Source organism: Propioniciclava tarda (assembly GCF_900182665.1).
Classification (GTDB): Bacteria; Actinomycetota; Actinomycetes; order Propionibacteriales; family Propionibacteriaceae; genus Propioniciclava; species Propioniciclava tarda.
Window position 1 is genome coordinate 199,197 of record NZ_FXTL01000001.1, and the last position, 17,607, is coordinate 216,803.

The following is a 17,607-nucleotide window of genomic DNA, read 5'->3' on the forward strand; positions in this document are numbered from 1 at the left end:
ACACGTGAGACGTGGCTGCTGGTCTGGGCGCCCAGAGGTGTGGGACCGGTTTCATCCCGTCCCTCCTCGATGTCCCGACTTTGGCCTGGTTTACCCAGTAGAAGTCGGGAACGGAAGCGTTGCCCGGCTGGAGCCCATCGCCTCCATCCATGCCCCTTTGATGTGACTTGGTGCACCAGGTCAAGGTCGGGAACGGGGCTGCCGACGGCCCGCTACGACGCTCGTTCGGCGGTTCGTTACGCTGCCGGACGTCGGCTGGTTGATGAGAAGGAGGCAGATGCGCACCGTGCACGCGTTCGAACGGCAGCCGATAGACGAGTTGTACCGCTGGTTCGCGTCCGAAGCCGAGCCCACGTCGCCGATCTGGGGACGCCTCTGCCGCTGGATCGCCGAGCACCCCGAGGTGAGCGATCGGCTCGACCGGCTGCCCGGCGTCAAGCGACAGCCCAACGTGTTCTTGGCCGCGCTGAAGTACTGGGGGGGACCACTCGAGCCGGGTCCCGAGTTCGTGGACTGGGTGGAGGCCCAGTGGCCCGAACTCGAATCGCTGATCCTGAGCCGCGCGACCCAGACCAACGAGCCCGGCCGGTGCGCGGTGTTGGCGCCGGTGCTGGCGTCCCTGCCGCAGCCCATCACGCTGCTGGAGATCGGTTCCTCGGCCGGGCTCTGCCTGCTGCCCGACCGCTACCGCTACCGGTACGCGTCGTCTCCATCCTCGGTGGACGCCGAAGCCACCCACGGCCCAGCCATCGCCGGCGCTCACAGGGAACTTGGACGGCGACCACCAAGCACGAACTCCCAGCAGTCGGCCCAGGCTGGGCAGACGACGGGGCTGTACACCGAGCTGCCGCTGCGCGAGACGAACGGAGAGATGCGGCTGACCGGGTCGAACAGACAGGTGGAGTTGCAGGGGCTGGGCGGAGCGGTGGGTTTGCAGGGGCCGGACAGGCAGGTGAGGCTGCAAGGGCCGGCCGGAGAGGTGGGGTTGCCCGGGCTGGACAGAGTGGTGCAACCGGCCGCGGCGTCCGAGGACGCCCCCGTGCTCGACTGCCGCGTCACCGGGACGCCGCCGGGCGACCCTTCCGACCTGGTCATCGCGGCGCGGCGCGGCCTGGACCTCAGCCCCTTGAATCCAGCGGACGCCGACGACGCCCGCTGGCTGCGAGCGCTGGTCTGGCCCGGCGAGGACGCGCGCGAGGCGCGACTAGCCGCCTGCCTGGCGCTCGCCGCGGCCGACCCCCCGCCCGTGCTGGTCGGCGACCTCCGCCACCGACTCGACGCGCTGCTCGCCGGGGTGGCCCCCGGGACGACGCCCGTCCTGCAGCACTCGGCCGTCCTGTCGTATCTGCCGCGCGCCGATCGAGACGCGTTCGAGCGGGCCGTGACGGCGTCCGGGATTCACTGGCTCTCGTACGAAGGACCGTCGGTGGTGACGTCGGTCAAGGCGAAACTGACCGACCGTGACCGGTGGGAAAAGACGCCCAACTTCGTCGTCGCCCTCGACGGAGCGCCGATCGCTCGGGCGTCCGCGCATGGTGGTTGGGTCCACTGGTCCAGCTGAGGTGACGCCGGCATCCTCGCGCGACGTCATGGAGTGAGGGGACGCCTCGAAGCGTGCCTCGGTCCCTGCTCTCAGCGGCAGCCCCGGACGCGGCATTCACCGTCACTCCACGCGAACGACGCGAAGACTGCGGCGGCCAGTCCTGTCCCACCTGCCCCCGCCCGGACGGGTCAGGGACGCAGGGACGCGATCGGTCCGATGTCTCAGGAGAAGTCGACGGTCCGGCAGCCTTCACCAGGGCCGCGGGGAGGGCGTCCGGCCCTTTGGCCGACGTTTGGGCGGGCGCCGAGGGGGCAGGAGGACCGCCGTGGCTACCCCTGTCGCGCGCGGCAGGGCGTCAAAACGGCGGGCCTCAGCCCGCGACGGCTGCGCCCATCCGGTCGATGATCTCGCGCAGGATCGGCGTCGGGGTCGCGATGTTCAGCCGGACGAACCCGCGTCCCGCGTCGCCGCACAGGTCGCCGTCGGTCATCGCCACACGTGCACGCTCGAAGAAGAACTGCCGCGGATTCCCCTCGATGCCGCTCTGCCGCAGGTCGACGAACTGCAGGTACGTGCCCTGCAGCGGGCTCACCCACGCCCCCGGGACCGCGCGCGGCAGCTCGTCGGCCACCAGCCGCCGGTTCACGTCGAGGTAGTCGATCGCGTCGGTCAGCCACCCCAGCCCGGACGTGTACGCCGCCGTCCCGGCGACGATGCCCGGGTTGGACGCCTCCGCCGCCCGCCGGGACGCCTGCCGGCGCCAGATCGCCAGGTCGGCCGGGTTGCTGAAGACGAGTTGCGCGCACTTGAGTCCGGCGAGGTTCCAGGCCTTGGACGCCGACACGGCCGTGATGGTGTGCGCGGCCGCGGTCTCGTTGATCGACGCATACGGCACGTGGACCTGCCCCGCGAACGTGAGCGGAGCGTGGATGTCGTCCGAAAACACACGCGCGCCGGCGGCGTCCACGATCTGGCAGAGCTGCTCGAGCTCGGCCCGCGTCCAGACCTTGCCGAGGGGGTTGAACGGGTTCGACAGGACCACCAACGACCCCGGACGCAGGGCCGCCGCGAGGGCGTCCGGATCAAGCACCCAGCCGTCGGCCAGCTGCACCATCGGCACCTGGACGAGGCGGCGTCCGAACGCGGGCGGGATCGTCACGAACGGCATGTAGCAGGGGGTCAGGACGACGAGGTCGGCGTCCGAGGCGAGGTAGTTGTCGATGACGAGTCCGAGCCCGTGCAGCACGTCGGACAGCAGCGCCACGTTGCCCGGCTCGACGCTCCACCCGTAGCGGGACGCCAGAAAGCCCGCCGTCGCCTCGCGCAGCCCCGACAGCATCGCCTGGTTCGGGTAGCCGTACATGCCGGACGCGTCCATGGCGCGCAGCGCCTCCGCGATGGGCTCGGCGAGGCCGAAGTCCATCTCGGCGATCCACGCCCCGATCGTGCCCGGGAAGCCCGCCCACTTGTAGCTGGCGCGGGCGACGAGGTCTTCGATCGTGGTGGCGTCCACGCGCTCGGCGAAGGTCTGCATGGTGGAGATCATGCCAAGTTCGGACGCCGACGCGCGGCCCCGTCCGTGGGCACGTCGGAGCGGGGGCCTCGGAAGGGACAGGGCGGACCGCCGCGAAGGCGTCCGGGGTGCGGCCCGGCCGATGGTGCAGATACGGTGGACGCGAACGGAGTGTGAACCCCATGAGCCTGCTCGACCACGCCATCTGGTGGCACGTCTACCCGCTGGGCGCCTTCGGCGCGCCTGGGCATCGCTCTCCGGACGAGCCGATCGTCGCGCGGCTGGACGGGCTGGAGGCGTGGCTCGACTACGCGGTGAACCTCGGCTGCTCGGGGCTGCTGCTCGGGCCGATCTTCGACTCGGCGTCGCACGGCTACGACACCCTGGACCACTACTCGCTCGACCCTCGCCTGGGCGACGACGCCGCGTTCGACCGGCTCATCGAGGCCTGCCGCGCGCGCGGGATGTCGGTCATGCTGGACGGGGTCTTCAACCATGTCGCAGACACCCACCACCTGGTGGCCGAGGGCCTGACCCGCGGCGCCTGGGAGGGCCACGGCTCGCTGGCGACGCTCGCGCACGACGACGCCCGCGTGGCCGACCTCGTGACCGACATCATGCTGCACTGGCTGCGTCGCGGCATCGCCGGCTGGCGCCTCGACGTCGCCTACTCGGTGCCGGGCTGGTTCTGGAGCGACGTCATCGGACGCGTCCGGCAGGAGTTCGGTGACGCGGTGTTCCTGGGCGAGGTCATTCACGGCGACTACCCGGCGATGGTCGCCGAGTCGCGCTTCGACTCGGTCACCCAGTACGAGCTGTGGAAGGCGATCTGGAGCTCGATCCAGTCCGTCAACTTCTGGGAGCTCGCCCACGCCCTCGAGCGGCACCAGACCTTCACGGCGTCCTTCGTTCCGAACACCTTCATCGGCAACCACGACGTGAGCCGCATCGCGAGCGTCCTGGGGGACTCGGGCGCCGCGCTCGCGGCCGTGCTGCTCTTCACCCTGCCGGGCATGCCGAGCATCTACTACGGCGACGAGCAGGGCTTCCGCGGCGAGAAGGGCGAGGGCTGGGACGCCGACGCGCCGCTGCGTCCGGCGCTGCCGGCCACGCCGCAGGGGCTGGCCCGGGTGGGCTGGGGCATGTACCGGCACTACCAAGAGCTGATCGGGCTGCGGCGACGGAACGCCTGGCTGGTCCGCGGCGCTGTCGAGGTGCTCGCGAAGTCGAACGAGGCGATCGTCTACGCGGTGCGCGGCGACGGCCACGAGGCGCTGGTCAGCGTCGAGCTGGGGGCGGCGTATCGCGCGTCCGTGCATATCGACGGCACCCAGGCGTTCGCCTGGCAGGGCTAGAGGGCGCCGTCCGCAACCTTCGCGGGTCCCGATGACCTGAGACGGGCCTTTCGAGGCCGATTTCGCGATCCAGACCTGCACAAGGTGCGCCTGCCCAGAGCCGGGGCGCCAGCTCGGCACAGGCGAGACGTCGCCGGCGCTTAGCCGACCGGTTCTCGATCCCATGCTCGAAGAGGCTGAGGCGGGGCTGCGGCGGCGTGTCGCGGATCGAGCATGTTTTTGGGAACGCCAGGCCGCAGCGGCGGCGTCCGAATCGAGGAGCGGAGGCGGAGACTTCCCGTTCCGTGCCCCGGATGGAACAGTGTGCCCATGGCTGACACTGCTGGCGCGGGCGTCCGCGCGGACACGTTCGACGAGGCGACCCGCAACCGTCTGGTCGAGACCAACGGCATCGACATCATCACCGAGGCCGAGCGCACCGCGAAGCCGCGTGACCTGTTCTGGCCGTGGTTCGCGGCGAACGTGTCGGTGTTCGGCATCAGCTATGCCGCCTGGATCTACAACTTCGGCGTCTCGTTCGTCCAGGGCCTGATCGTCGCCGTGATCGGCATCGTCGCCAGCTTCGCGCTGTGCGGCGTCATCGCGATCGCGGGCAAGCGCGGCTCCGTGCCGACAATGATCCTGTCGCGGGCCGCCTTCGGCGTCCAAGGCCAGAAGCTGCCCGGCATCGTGAGCTGGTTCCTCTCGATCGGCTGGGAGACGTTCCTGTCGATCATGGCGGTCCTGGCCACGGCGACCGTCTTCGCCAAGCTCGGCTGGGACGCCGGCACCGGCACCAAGGTCGCGGCCACCATCGCCGTCGCGGCGCTGATCGTGCTCGCCTCGGTCGCCGGGTATCACACGATCATGAAGATGCAGTCGATCCTGACTTGGGTCACCGGCGCCGTGACGATCCTGTACGTCGCGCTGACGATTCCCAGCATCAAGATGGACGCCGTCATGGCCATGCCGTCCGGGTCGCTCCAGTCGGTGATCGGCGCGCTGGTCATGGTGATGACCGGCTTCGGCCTGGGCTGGATCAACATCGCGGCCGACTGGTCGAGGTACCAGAAGCGGGACGCCTCCGGCGCGGCCATCGTCGGCTGGAACACCCTCGGCGGCGCGCTGGCCCCCGTCCTACTCGTCTTCTTCGGACTGCTGCTCGCGGCGTCCGACAAGGCGCTGATGGACGGCATCCCGAACGATCCGATCGGGACGCTCGCCACGATCCTGCCGATCTGGGTGCTGATCCCGTTCTGGCTGACGGCGTTGCTGGCGCTGATCTCGGGCGCGGTGCTGGGCATCTACTCGTCCGGCCTGACGCTGCTGAGCCTGGGCCTGAAGATCCCGCGTCCGGCGGCGGCGCTGATCGACGGCGTCCTGCTGACCGCGGGCACGATCTACGTGGTCTTCTTCGCCGAGAACTTCCTCGGACCCTTCCAAAGCTTCCTGCTCACCCTCGGCGTCCCGATGGCGGCCTGGGCGGGCATCCTGATCGCCGATATCGCCCTGCGCAAGCGCGACTACGACGAGGCGTCCCTGTTCGACGCCCGCGGCCGCTACGGCGCCGTCGACTGGATCTCGGTCGGCACGATGGTCGTCGCGTCCGTCATCGGCTGGGGGCTCGTCATCAACCAGTTCGCCGAGGACGCCCCCTGGAACAACTGGCAGGGCTACCTGCTCGACTTCGGTTTCGGCGGACGCGACGGCGGCTGGGCGTGGTCCAACATCGGCGTCCTGCTGGCGCTGGTCATCGGCTTCGTGGTGACGTACATCGCGCGCCGTCCGGTCGTCGCCCGCCAGGAGGGTCGCGGGTGACCGTCGACGCTCCGGCCGTCGCCGCCGGCGTCCGGCACCGGGTGACGAAGCTGCCGCTGGAGCCGCGTCCGCTGGACTGGCCCGACGAGCCGTCCGCCGAACCTCAGCTGACAAGCCCGGACGCCGTGGCGTCCCGCCCGTGGCTGGTCATCATCGATCCGCAGCGGATCTTCGCCGAGGCCGGCAGCGACTGGGCGTCGCCGATGTGGCCGGACGCCGTCCGGAACATCCGCAAGCTCGCGGACGCCTTCGCCGGACGCATCGTCATCACCCGTTGGGTGCCTCCGGAGGCCGACGCGCGGGTCGGCTCGTGGCGCGCGTACATGGCCGCCTGGCCGTTCGCGGACGCCCCCGCCGACGATCGCAAGTTCGAGATCGTGCCCGAGCTGGCGGACGTTCACGGACACGTCATCAGCGAGCCCACGTTCGGCAAGTGGGGCGAGGAACTGGCGGTGTGGCTGGGGCACGATCCGGAGTTCGTGCTCTGCGGGGTGTCGACGGACTGCTGCGTCATCTCGACCGCCCTGCCCGCCGCGGACGCCGGCGCGACGATCACCGTCGTCACGGACGCCTGCGCCGGATCGACGCCCGAGAACCACGCGGCGGCGATCCAGGTGCTGGGGCTCTATCCGCCGCAGATCACGCTGAGGACGACGGACGAGGTGCTCGGCGGCTAGCTGCCAGCCCCCAAGGAATCCGCGTTTGCTCGCTTTCGGGAAGGATTCCCGGGTTTGCCGTGCGGCAAAGCCGGGATTCTTTCCCAAAACCGAGCGTCTCGGTGATTACTCCCAGGACCAGCGCAGCGCGTACACGCTCGGCGGGACGTCGAGCTTCACGATCTGGATCTGGTTGTCGAGCACCGGCACCGGCACGACGTCGGTCTCGGCGGCGGTGTCGTCGTCGTGCATGGTGAGCTGGGTGTAGGTCCGCGCGGACTTGGGCAGGGCCTGCGGGTGGAACTGGACCGCCATGGCGACCTCGCGCATGGGCTCGAAGACCGACCGCGTCATGAGATCCGACGGCGCCGGCTTCATCGACACCAGCGTCTCGGTGAGGGCCAGCTCGCCGCGCTGCAGCGGACGCGGCAGCACCACCTCGGCCACCATCAGCTGCCGCTCGGGCACCTCGACGACCTCGCCGATGTGGCAGCCGAGAATCGCCTCGATTTCGGGGGCGCCGGGCTCCTCGCCTTCCTGCTTGTAGACCACCGGGAACGTCTGGACGCCGCTGCGCTCGGCCCGCAGCACCTGCCGGGTGAGGTGAGACGTTTCACAACGGTTGGCGTCCACGGTCAGCGTGTCGTGGACGCTGACGCGCGAGATGCGTCCGGAAACCTCCATGCCCATCTGGGCGATGATCTGCTCGGCCAGCTCGCCGGTCGGCACGATCGTCTGCCAGGCGAAGAGCTGGTGGCGGGTGCGTCCATCGGCGGTGCGGATCAGCTCGATGAGCGTGCCGGGCTCCAGTTGCAGGATGCCCTCCAGCTCCACCAGGGTGCGCAGCGAACGGGCTCTCGTCGGCAGCGACCGCCCGGACTGCCAGTAGCTGAGCGTCGCGTTACTCACCGGGACGCCAGCGGCTTCGAGCCGCGCCCGAATGCGGTCCAGGGAGAGGCCGCGCGCCTGAACGGCCCGGCTCAACACCTCGGAGAAGCCCGGCTTTGCTCCGCTGCTGTCGTTCAACGCACGCATCCTTCTGGCTGGGCGGATCCCTGTGCCCGCTGGGCTCATCGTAACGAGCCCGTCAGCGCGCCGCATCGTCCGTCAAGTGAACAGTGAACCCTAGACCGGACGCCGCCCGCCCGGTCAGCTACGAGGCGCGGTCGGCCGTCGATCGCGCTGGCTGCCGCCGACCACCTGCATTGTTTGGCCATGCACGAGCCCGCGCATTCCGCTGCGGGCCTGTTCTGCCGTCGATCGCCGCTGGCTGCCGCCTGACGAACTCGATGGTGGCCATGGACGAGCCTGCCCGTCTCGCTCACGCCGACGTCAACGGGAGCAACGCGTGCGCCCGGCGCGGACCAGCGCGTCTGTCCACGGTGTCGGCGAGTCGGTACGAAAGTGCCTTCTCCTGCTGCGTCCGGACGCCTAGGCTCACCTCGAACCTCGGACGAGGTGCCCAAGGCACTGAACTTCGTACCTGGTTCGAGTGGGTGAAAGCCCACCGGCACCGGGAGAGGGGACGCTGCGAGGCGTCCCATCAACACCCCCAAGGCAAGGGCCCCCGCGAGATCCGCGGGGGCCCTGTTTGGTGTTGCGACTCCGGCTTGGTCACGAAGGGCGGCCCGTCTGAGTGCTCGAGGTTTCGGAATCCCGGTCGATCGAGCACTCAGATCGCCGTTGAGGTATCCGCAGCAGGACGCCTCAGGCGAGGGCGTCCTCCAGAGCCACGGCATTCAGATCGGTGAAGGCGTCCGCGACGCCGCCACACGTGATGCCGCCGTTCCAGGTGTTGAGGCCGAGCGCCAGCGGGTGATTGTCGGTGCAGGCCTTGCGCCAGCCCTTGTTGGCGATCTGGACCGCGTAGGGCAGCGTCGCGTTGGTCAGCGCCCAGGTCGACGTGTTCGGCACCGCGCCCGGCATGTTGGCGACGCAGTAGAACGTCGAGTTGTGCACCGCGAAGGTGGGGTCGGCGTGGGTGGTCGGACGGGAGTCCTCGAAGCAGCCGCCCTGGTCGATCGCGACGTCGACGAGCACCGAGCCGGGCTTCATCTGCGACACCATCTCGTTGGTGACGAGCTTGGGGGCCTTCGCGCCCGGGATCAGCACCGTGCCGATGACCATGTCGGCGCCCAGCACCTGCTCGCGGATGCTCATGGCGTTGGACGTGATGCCCTGGATGCGGTTCTCGTAGCGCCAGAACGTCATGCGCAGCTTGTCGAGGTCGGTGTCGAGGATGGTGACGTCCGCGCCCATGCCGAGGGCGATGTTGGCCGCGTTCTGGCCCGCGACGCCGCCGCCGAGGACGACGACCTTGGCGTTGGCCACGCCGCCCACGCCGCCCATGAGGACGCCGCGTCCGCCCTGGGGCTTCATCAGCGCGTGCGCGCCGACCTGGGGCGCGAGGCAGCCGGCGACCTCGGACATCGGGTACAGCAGGGGCAGCATGCCGGACGGCAGCTGGACGGTCTCGTAGGCGATCGCCGTCGTCTTGGACGCCAGCAGCGCCTCGGTCTGCGGCTTGTCGGCGGCCAGATGCAGGTAGGTGAACAGGGTCAGGTCCTCGCGGAGGTAGCCGTACTCGGACGCGATGGGCTCCTTGACCTTCATCACCATCTCGCCGACGGCCCACGTCTCGGCGGCGGTGGGGACCATCGTGGCGCCCTGGGCGACGTAGTCGGCGTCCGGAATGAGGGAGCCCTCGCCGGCTCCTGCTTGCACGAACACCTCGTGCCCATGGCGCGTCAGTTCGGCCACGCCGGCGGGCGTGATGGCGACGCGGAACTCGTTGTTCTTGACTTCCTTCGGGACTGAAACCTTCATGGCAGCTCCGGCTCTGCGCTGTGACGCGGGCCACCCCGCATCGGATATCGCACTGTACTGCGGCCGTGCTGGCAATGTGGTGCCCACTTTCGCCATCATCTGCGCTGGGTTTAGCATGAATCGTCCGATGTGGACGAGTGTGGAGGCAGATCATGGCAACGTTTCGCGTCCAGGACGCAGAGCCTTTGGACGCCGTCGATCGGCACATCCTGCGATTGCTTCAGGCAGACGGCCGCCGAACCAACGTCGACATCGCGCGCGAGGTGGGGCTGACGCCGTCGCCGTGTTTGCGACGGATCCGGTCGTTGGAGGAGCGCGGCTTCATCAGTGGCTATTCGGCGGTGCTCAACCCGGTGCTGCTGCGCCGCAACCTGGTCATCAACGTCGAGGTCGAGTTGGCCGATCAGCGCCGCGAAACGATGGCGGCGTTCGAGGACGCGGTGCTGGCCCTGGACGACGTCCAGGCCTGTTACTTGATCTCCGGCGAGGCCGACTACCTGCTGACGGTGGCCGTCGCGGACCTCGACGCTTATCACAAGGTGTTCTCCGAGAAGCTCGGCGAGCTGCCCGGAGTGACATCCATCAAGAGCCTGATCACCATGAAGGCGGTCAAGGAGGGCCGGACGCTTCCGGTGTGAAACCTGCCAACCGGATCACGGTGGGAATGGAGCCCCCAGAAGGGCACTCACACCACCTTGATGCCGCCCCGCGGGCGCCAACTCAGCCCAGCAGCGCCTCGACGGCACCGGCGAACGCGGCGGTGTGGGCGTCCACGTCGGCCTGGGTGTGGTAGCCGCAGAACAGGCTCATGTTGTGGAAGGGCGCCAGCAGGACGCCGCGGTTGAAGGTCCACAGATGCATGAAGGCGTCCAGCTCCTCGTCGATCGCGGCCGCAGCCTGCGAGCCGGTCGAGGGCGGCGGGCAGAACCAGTACTCGGCCCGACAGCCGAGCCGCTGGACGTGCCAGGGCAGTCCGTGCGCATCAATCACCGACTGGACGCCCTCGGTGAACCGCGCGGCGAGCGGGATGGCGATGGCGAAGTCCTCGTCACGGAGCGCGTTCGCGAGCGTCGCACGGGTCGCTGCGAGAGCCAGCGCATTGCCCGTCAGCGTGCCGCCGACGCCGGCGACGTCGATGTCGTGGCCGAGCATGGGTCCCTCAAGGCGGTCGGCGACCTCGGCCGTCATGCCGTACGCCGCGACCGGGATGCCTCCGCCGATCGGCTTGCCGATGACGACCATGTCGGGCTCCAGGCCCCAGGCCTTGGTGGCGCCGCCCGGACCAGCGCAGATCGTGTGCGTCTCGTCGTTGATCAGCAGGACGCCGTGGCGGCGTGTGATCTCCCGGACACCTTCCAGGTAGCCCGGATCGGGCAGGACGATCCCGATGTTGGTGAGCGCCGGCTCCATCAGCAGGCAGGCGACGTCGCCGTGGGCCAAGGTCGCCTCGAGGGCGTCCAGGTCGTTGAACGGGACGACGCGCGTGGTCAACGCGACGTCGACCTGTGGACCGAGCGCGCCGGGCCGTGGCACCACGGCTCCGGTCTCGGGGTCCAGGATCGCCAGCGTCTCGTCCACGGTGCCGTGGTAGCACCAGTCCATGACGGCGATCCTCGGCCGTCCGGTCAGGTAGCGCGCGAAACGCAGGGCGAAGCGGTTGGCGTCCGTGGCGGTCATGGCCAGCTGCCAGCGCGGGACGCCGAAGCGGCGGGCGAGCTCCTCGCCGACCCAGGCGGCGTCCGGGCTGGGCAGCATGGTCGTGATGCCGGTGCGGGCGCGGTTGATGATGGCGTCCGCGACGGGCGGCAGCGCGTGGCCGGTCATCGAGCCGGTGTCGCCGAGGCAGAGGTCGACGAACTCGTTGCCGTCCACGTCGGTGAAGCGGGCCCCGTTAGCCGAGTCGAAGAAGACCGGGAACGCGCCTGGCCAGCGCGTCATCCACGGCATGGGGACGCCCGCGAGCAGCGACGTCCGTGCCTGCGCGGCCAGCTCGGCCGAGCGCGGATGGCGCTTGATGAACAGGTCCTCTTCGACGGCGCGCAGCGCGGCGAGGCGGTCACGGTCGATCGTCACGGGGGCACCCATGCCGGGACCATAACCGAAGCCGTCGGCGTCCGGAAGTGCGGATTGATAACGAGTCGCGACGGATCCCTTCGGAATCGGTTGCGAAGACCCGAAGAGGCGACTGAATCAGCGTCAGATGACACCCTGGGCGACCATGGCGTCCGCGACCTTGATGTAGCCGGCGAGGTTCGCGCCGACCACGTAGTTGCCCGGGCTGCCGTAGGTCTCGGCGGTCTCGACGCAGGTGTCGTGGATGCCGCGCATGATGCCCCGCAGTTCGGCGTCCGTCTGCTCGAACGACCAAGAGTCGCGGCTGGCGTTCTGCTGCATCTCCAGCGCCGACGTGGCGACGCCGCCCGCATTGGACGCTTTGCCCGGCGCGTACAGGATGCCGGCCTCGGTGAAGAGCTCGATGGCATCCGGCGTGCATGGCATGTTCGCGCCTTCGGCGACCAGCTGGACGCCGTTGCTCAGGAGCGTCTTGGCGTGGGTCGCGTTCAACTCGTTCTGCGTCGCGCAGGGCAGGGCGATGTCGCAGGGGACGTCCCAGATGGACCCGCCCGTCACGTGCCGCGCCGAACCGCGCTCATCGGCGTACGCGGTGAGTCGTTCGCGGCGCTTCTCCTTCACGTCTTTGAGGTGGCGGTAGTCGATGCCCGACTCGTCGACGACGTAGCCGTCGGAGTCCGACACGGCGACCACGGTCGCGCCCAGCTGGGTCGCCTTTTTGACCGCGTAGATCGCCACGTTGCCCGAGCCCGAGACGACGACGCGCTTGCCGTCGAGGCCCTCGCCGCGGGTCTCGAGCATGTCCTGGGCGAAGTAGACGGTGCCGTAGCCGGTAGCCTCGGTCCGCACCTGCGAGCCACCCCACGTCAGGCCCTTGCCCGTCAGGACGCCGGCCTCCCAGCGGTTGGTGATGCGCTTGTACTGGCCGAACAGGTAGCCGATCTCGCGTCCACCGACGCCGATGTCGCCGGCCGGGACATCCGTGTACTCGCCGATGTGTCGGTACAGCTCGGTCATGAACGACTGGCAGAACCGCATGATCTCGGCGTCCGACCGGCCCTTGGGGTCGAAGTTGGCGCCGCCCTTGCCGCCGCCGATGGGCATGCCGGTCAGGGAATTCTTGAAGGTCTGTTCGAAGCCGAGGAACTTGATGATCGACAGGTTCACGCTCGGGTGGAAGCGCAGCCCGCCCTTGTAGACGCCGAGCGCCGAGTTGAACTCGACCCGGTAGCCGCGGTTGATCTCGATCTTGCCGTCGTCCGTGACCCACGGCACGCGAAAGATGATCTGCCGTTCCGGCTCGCAGATGCGCTTGAGGATGCCCCACTGCGCGTACTCCGGACGCGTCCGGGCGAGCGGCGCGATGCTCAGCATCACCTCGTAGACGGCCTGCTGAAACTCGGTCTCGCCGGAGTTGACCTCGCGGACGACGTCGAACATCGGCTGGAAATCGGGGTGGAGGGTTTCGGGCATGGCCGCATCGTAGGGAACCTGTCCCTACGCGACGGCCTGCCCACTCGGTGAGATCGCGGACGCCGACCGCGCGGCCGTGCCGGCGGCGAGGAGGTTCGTGCGCTTGTCGCGTGAGGAATCACGGGGTTGGTGCGTGTTGGACGCCTCAGGGCGCGGCCAGCCCGGTCAGCCGATCAGCCAGGAGGGTGAACGTCGCGGCCGATCGAGTGGTGGTGGGTGTCTCCATGATGCGCGCCAGGACGGGGCCGCACGGCTCGCCGTACGCGGCGTCCGCGGGCCACGCCGTGATGGCGTGGCGGTGGTCCAGGTGGAGGATCTCGAGCCCGGTCGTTGGCTCGATCCAGGGGAGCGGCAGGCCCGGATCGGCGCGTCCGTCGAAGAGGGTGACGTTGATGCCCGGGCGATCCGGCAGGCGCCGAGCCACCTTGGACACCCAGCGCGCCGAGCGGACGAGGACGGCGTCCGAGTAGCCGCAGACCTCGCCCAGGATCCGCACGACCGCGCGCGCCTGCTCGGTACCGCCGGGTGCGGTGAAGATCACGGTCCCGTTGGAGCGGCAGTTGCGGGCATCCGGGACGCCGACGCGCGCGAAGGCGTCCAACAGTTCAGCGGACGTGGGGGAGTGCGAGCGGCGCTGGCCCAGGTTCAGGTTGCGGAAGAACGCGACCCGCACACAGGTAAGGCCGGCGTCCGAATGCACGGCTCCGAGGCTAGTCCCAGCCGACCGGGGCGGTCGTGACCATCGAGTCGGCGACGCGGTGCTTCACGATGCCGTCCGGACCCTCGATGCCGAGGCCCATGCGCATCCAGTACTCGAAGCCGCCCAGCAGTTCGCGAACCCGGAAGCCCTGGGACGCCAGCGACAAGGCCGCGCGGGTGGACTCGGTGCTGCCCGGGCCCCAGTCGTAGACGACGATCAGCTTGGTGGTGTCGAGCGTGCGGGACGCGTTGGCCAGATCGTCGAGGGTGAGGTTGAGGGCGTCGACGATGTGGCCCTTGTTGTAGGCCTCGGCGCGGCGCACGTCGACGATCGTCATCTTGTCGCCAGCCTTCACGGCGGCCACGACCTCGCGTGCGGAGGTCTCGTAGGCGAGCTTGTCCTGGAAGTAGCGGACTGCATTGGCATCGGTCATGCTCGATCATCCGTCATCGGGGGCGTTCGGGATACCCCCGTTCGGTACAGACGGCGCCTCCCGGTGGAGTGGGGTGGGCGAGGGGGCTGCGTCTCAGGGCGTCGGACGGAGCGCTCGGACCGGATTCGATCGGCGTCCGGCGGGACGGGGTCGGGGCGTCCGGCGATCCGGTTGCGGGGACGGGGGCGGTGGTGCCACGATCCGAGACATGGCGGTGACAAGCGCGGGCATCCTTCCCTTCGCGCGCGACGACTCCGGGCTGTGGGTCTTCATCGTCCACATGGGCGGACCCTTCTGGACGCGCAAGGACGCCGCGTCCTGGTCGCTGGCCAAGGGCCTTTACGACGCCGCCGAGGAGACCCCCGAGGACGCCGCCCGCCGCGAGTTCACCGAGGAGACCGGGGCGCCGGTGCCGCCTGGCGAGCTGATCGATCTCGGCGAGGTCCGGCTGAGCAGCGGCAAGCAGGTGCGTGGCTTCGCGGTCGAGACGTCGCGCGAGTTGGCGTTCGTCTCGTCCAACTCGTTCGAGGTCGAGTGGCCGCCGCGGAGCGGCATCGTCAAGACCTATCCCGAGGTCGACAAGGCCGAATGGTGCCTGCTGTCCGAGGCGCGCAAGCGGCTCGTGAAGGGGCAGGTTCCCTTGCTGGACGCCCTGGAGCGTCTGGTCGGTTAGTCCCCGTGTTCGCGTGCCGGGCGCCGGGCCGGCCGGGTCGAGGGGGCGAAGAGTGATGGGTTCTCTCTGGGCTGCGTTCGCGAGCCGCTGAGGTGGGCTCCCCAGACTTCCGCGCGTGACCCGAACGATGATGGGTGCACTTTTGGTTGGTAGACCAACCAAATCCGCATCCGTGATGCGGGGGCCACGTCACCTCCCTGTCTGATCGCCGACCGAGCTGTCGTGGGACGGGCAGCCGCCAGAGGCTTTGACAAGCTCACCCCACCAACTGTCGCGTTCGACTCCGTCGGCAATCGTCGAACACGCGGGCTCGGGTCCGTCAGGTGAGGGCGTCACCGGCCTAGGGTCCTGTCTCCCATGCCTCTTCGTTCCCGCGTCCCCGAGCCCGGGAACGAGTGCAGGCCGACGCGAGCTGCGGCGTCCGAACTGACGCTTGACAAGGCGCGATGACGTCCTCGGCCTTCGAACATCTCTCACCCGCGTTCCCCGGCAAGGCGCCGTGGGGGACGGCGTCCAAGCTGCGCGCCTGGCAGCAGGCGGCCCTCGATCAGTACCGGGACGCCGCCCCGCGCGACTTCCTGTGCGTCGCTACGCCGGGCGCCGGCAAGACCACCTTCGCGCTGCGGATCGCGCGCGAGCTCCTGGCGTCCCGGACGGTGCGGCGGGTCATCGTCGTCGCGCCGACCGAGCACCTGAAGGTGCAGTGGGCGGACGCCGCGGCGCGCGTCGGCATCCAACTCGATCCGGGCCTGGGGGGCTCGCGGCGCGGACGCGCGCGCGAGTTCGACGGGGTCGCGGTGACGTACGCCGGGGTGGCGGCTCGTACGTTCCACTACGAGGCGCTGGTGGCGTCCTTGCCGACGCTGGTGATCCTCGACGAGATTCATCACGCGGGCGACTCGAAGTCGTGGGGCGACGCCGTCGCGTCCTCGTTCGGGTACGCGACGCGCCGCCTGGCGCTCACGGGGACGCCGTTTCGCAGCGACGAGTCGCCGATCCCGTTCGTGACGTATGAGCAGGGTCCGGGTGGCACGCGAGTCTCGCGCGCCGACTTCACCTACGGCTACGCCGACGCGCTGGCCGACAACGTGGTGCGTCCGGTGGTGTTCATGAACTACGGCGGTCCGATGCGCTGGCGCACGAAGTCGGGCGACGAGATGGCGGCCGACCTCGGCGAGCCGTTGACCAAGGACCTGACCGCCCACGCCTGGCGCACCGCGTTGGATCCGCGCGGCGAGTGGATCGCGGCGGTGCTGGCCGCCGCGGACCGCCGGCTCACCGAGGTGCGCCGCCACGTCCCGGACGCCGGCGGCCTCGTCATCGCGACGAACCAGACGACGGCGAGGGCTTATGCCGCGACGCTGGCGTCCATCACGGGGGTGAAACCGGCGCTGGTGCTGTCGGACGACCCCGGTAGCTCCACGCGGATCTCGGAGTTCTCGGCCTCGACCGACCGCTGGATGGTCGCCGTGCGGATGGTGAGCGAGGGCGTCGACGTGCCGCGTTTGGCGGTGGGCGTGTACGCGACCGCGACCTCGACGCCGCTGTTCTTCGCGCAGGCTGTCGGACGATTCGTCCGGACGCGTCGCCGGGGGGAGTTGGCGACCGTCTTCCTGCCGACGGTGCCGATCGTCCTCGCCCACGCGGCGATGCTGGAGCGCCAGCGCGACCACGTGCTGGGTCGCAAGTCGTCCTCGGACGCCGACGCAGAGCTCTGGGACGAGGGCCTGATCGAGGCTGCGAACCGGGCTGAGGCGGCGTCTGCCGAACTACTCGGAACCTTCGAGCCGGTCTCGTCGGACGCCAACTTCGACCACGTGCTGTTCGACGGGGCGTCCTTTGGGCTGCACGCCCTGCCGCACTCCGACGACGAGCACGACTACCTCGGCCTGCCCGGGCTCCTCGAGCCCGACCAGGTGGCGTCCCTGCTGCGCGAGCGGCAGCGGCGGCAGCTGACGCGACGCGAGGCGTCCGACCGCCGGACGGCCCGCGCCGAACGGACGCCCGTCGAGGTCGTGGCCCTGCACCGGACGTTGGCGACGCTGCGCAAGGAGCTGAACGCCCTCGTCGCGCAGCACGCGAGGGTGCAAGGGACGCCGCACAGTCACGTCCACGCGGAGCTGCGTCGCCAGTGCGGCGGTCCGGCGCTGGCCCAATGCAGCGCCGAGCAGGTGTCCGAGCGGATCAAGCGGCTGCGGGCCTGGCGGTCAGCGGGCTAGCACAGACGCGATCGACAGGGCGTTCGCCAGCACGTGCACCGCGAGCGGCGCCAGCAGCGAACGGTCGCGCTGATAGAGCAGGGTCAGGCACAGCCCGAACAGCGCGAAGCCGGGCAGGTTCCACCACTCGACGGACCTGCCCAGGACGAGCACTGCCAGGGCCACATCGATCGCGACGGCGGCCAGCCACAGGAGTGGTCCGGGCACGGGGACGGCCTGGCTCACCAGACACGGTGCCAGCGCGTACGCCGCGACGGCCGGGAGGCCGACCAACAGGTGCCAGGGACGTAACGGCTCCCAGGACGGCCGCGGCGTCGGCGTCCGGACGGAAGACTTGTTCGACACG

The 17,607-nt window shown here is 69.7% G+C and carries 15 protein-coding genes; 7 read left to right on the forward strand and 8 right to left on the reverse strand.

Annotation, left to right across the window (positions count from 1 at the left end):
- Positions 1–277: 277 nt before the first annotated feature.
- Positions 278–1,561 carry a DUF2332 domain-containing protein gene (locus FN821_RS00925; protein ID WP_206661931.1) on the forward strand — a complete coding sequence of 428 codons (1,284 nt, stop codon included), beginning with the start codon at positions 278–280 and terminating at the stop codon, positions 1,559–1,561.
- Between the two features lie 352 nt (positions 1,562–1,913).
- Here FN821_RS00925 and FN821_RS00930 read toward each other — a convergent pair whose 3' ends face one another.
- Positions 1,914–3,077, reverse strand: coding sequence for a MalY/PatB family protein (locus FN821_RS00930; protein WP_131170675.1), 1,164 nt, complete (start codon positions 3,075–3,077; stop codon positions 1,914–1,916).
- A 161-nt stretch (positions 3,078–3,238) separates the two neighbouring features.
- Between FN821_RS00930 and FN821_RS00935 the strand changes: the two genes are divergently transcribed.
- The 3 genes from FN821_RS00935 (at position 3,239) to FN821_RS00945 (ending at position 6,885) form a co-directional block, all read left to right on the forward strand.
- Positions 3,239–4,411, forward strand: a complete 1,173-nt coding sequence (locus FN821_RS00935; RefSeq protein WP_131170676.1) for an alpha-amylase family protein — start codon at positions 3,239–3,241, stop codon at positions 4,409–4,411.
- Positions 4,412–4,720: 309 nt separating this feature from the next.
- The gene (locus tag FN821_RS00940) at positions 4,721–6,208 is read left to right on the forward strand and encodes a purine-cytosine permease family protein (protein WP_131170677.1); all 1,488 of its coding nucleotides are present in this window, start codon (positions 4,721–4,723) and stop codon (positions 6,206–6,208) included.
- 125 nt (positions 6,209–6,333) lie between these two features.
- Positions 6,334–6,885: a cysteine hydrolase family protein gene (locus tag FN821_RS00945; RefSeq protein ID WP_206661951.1), complete on the forward strand. Its 552-nt coding sequence runs from the start codon at positions 6,334–6,336 to the stop codon at positions 6,883–6,885.
- Positions 6,886–6,990: 105 nt separating this feature from the next.
- Here FN821_RS00945 and FN821_RS00950 read toward each other — a convergent pair whose 3' ends face one another.
- Both FN821_RS00950 and ald read right to left on the reverse strand, forming a co-directional pair.
- Entirely contained in the window at positions 6,991–7,890 is a 900-nt protein-coding gene (locus FN821_RS00950) for a hypothetical protein (protein ID WP_131170678.1), read from the reverse strand.
- A gap of 681 nt (positions 7,891–8,571) precedes the next feature.
- Positions 8,572–9,690, reverse strand: coding sequence for an alanine dehydrogenase (ald, locus tag FN821_RS00955; RefSeq protein WP_131170679.1), 1,119 nt, complete (start codon positions 9,688–9,690; stop codon positions 8,572–8,574).
- A gap of 152 nt (positions 9,691–9,842) precedes the next feature.
- Between ald and FN821_RS00960 the strand changes: the two genes are divergently transcribed.
- Entirely contained in the window at positions 9,843–10,328 is a 486-nt protein-coding gene (locus FN821_RS00960) for an Lrp/AsnC family transcriptional regulator (RefSeq protein ID WP_206661932.1), read from the forward strand.
- Positions 10,329–10,410: 82 nt separating this feature from the next.
- Here FN821_RS00960 and FN821_RS00965 read toward each other — a convergent pair whose 3' ends face one another.
- From FN821_RS00965 to FN821_RS00980, 4 genes are all read right to left on the reverse strand, one after another.
- On the reverse strand, positions 10,411–11,775 hold the full coding sequence (locus FN821_RS00965; protein ID WP_131170680.1) for an aspartate aminotransferase family protein: 1,365 nt from the start codon (positions 11,773–11,775) through the stop codon (positions 10,411–10,413).
- A gap of 111 nt (positions 11,776–11,886) precedes the next feature.
- Entirely contained in the window at positions 11,887–13,236 is a 1,350-nt protein-coding gene (gdhA, locus tag FN821_RS00970; protein ID WP_131170681.1) for an NADP-specific glutamate dehydrogenase, read from the reverse strand.
- A 145-nt stretch (positions 13,237–13,381) separates the two neighbouring features.
- Positions 13,382–13,936, reverse strand: coding sequence for a DUF1697 domain-containing protein (locus FN821_RS00975; RefSeq protein ID WP_131170682.1), 555 nt, complete (start codon positions 13,934–13,936; stop codon positions 13,382–13,384).
- Between the two features lie 10 nt (positions 13,937–13,946).
- A complete protein-coding gene (locus FN821_RS00980; RefSeq protein ID WP_131170683.1) occupies positions 13,947–14,369 on the reverse strand; it encodes a rhodanese-like domain-containing protein in 423 nt (140 codons plus the stop codon).
- Between the two features lie 208 nt (positions 14,370–14,577).
- On the opposite strand from FN821_RS00980, the gene FN821_RS00985 reads away from it, so the two are divergent.
- Both FN821_RS00985 and FN821_RS00990 read left to right on the forward strand, forming a co-directional pair.
- A complete protein-coding gene (locus FN821_RS00985) occupies positions 14,578–15,042 on the forward strand; it encodes an NUDIX hydrolase (protein WP_131170684.1) in 465 nt (154 codons plus the stop codon).
- 446 nt (positions 15,043–15,488) lie between these two features.
- Positions 15,489–17,261 carry a DEAD/DEAH box helicase gene (locus FN821_RS00990; RefSeq protein WP_131170685.1) on the forward strand — a complete coding sequence of 591 codons (1,773 nt, stop codon included), beginning with the start codon at positions 15,489–15,491 and terminating at the stop codon, positions 17,259–17,261.
- On the opposite strand, the gene FN821_RS00995 is transcribed toward FN821_RS00990, so the two are convergent.
- Positions 17,250–17,606 (reverse strand): CPBP family glutamic-type intramembrane protease, encoded by a 357-nt coding sequence (locus FN821_RS00995; protein ID WP_131170686.1) that lies wholly within the window; start codon positions 17,604–17,606, stop codon positions 17,250–17,252. The genes FN821_RS00990 and FN821_RS00995 overlap by 12 nt on opposite strands.
- Position 17,607: the final 1 nt, after the last annotated feature.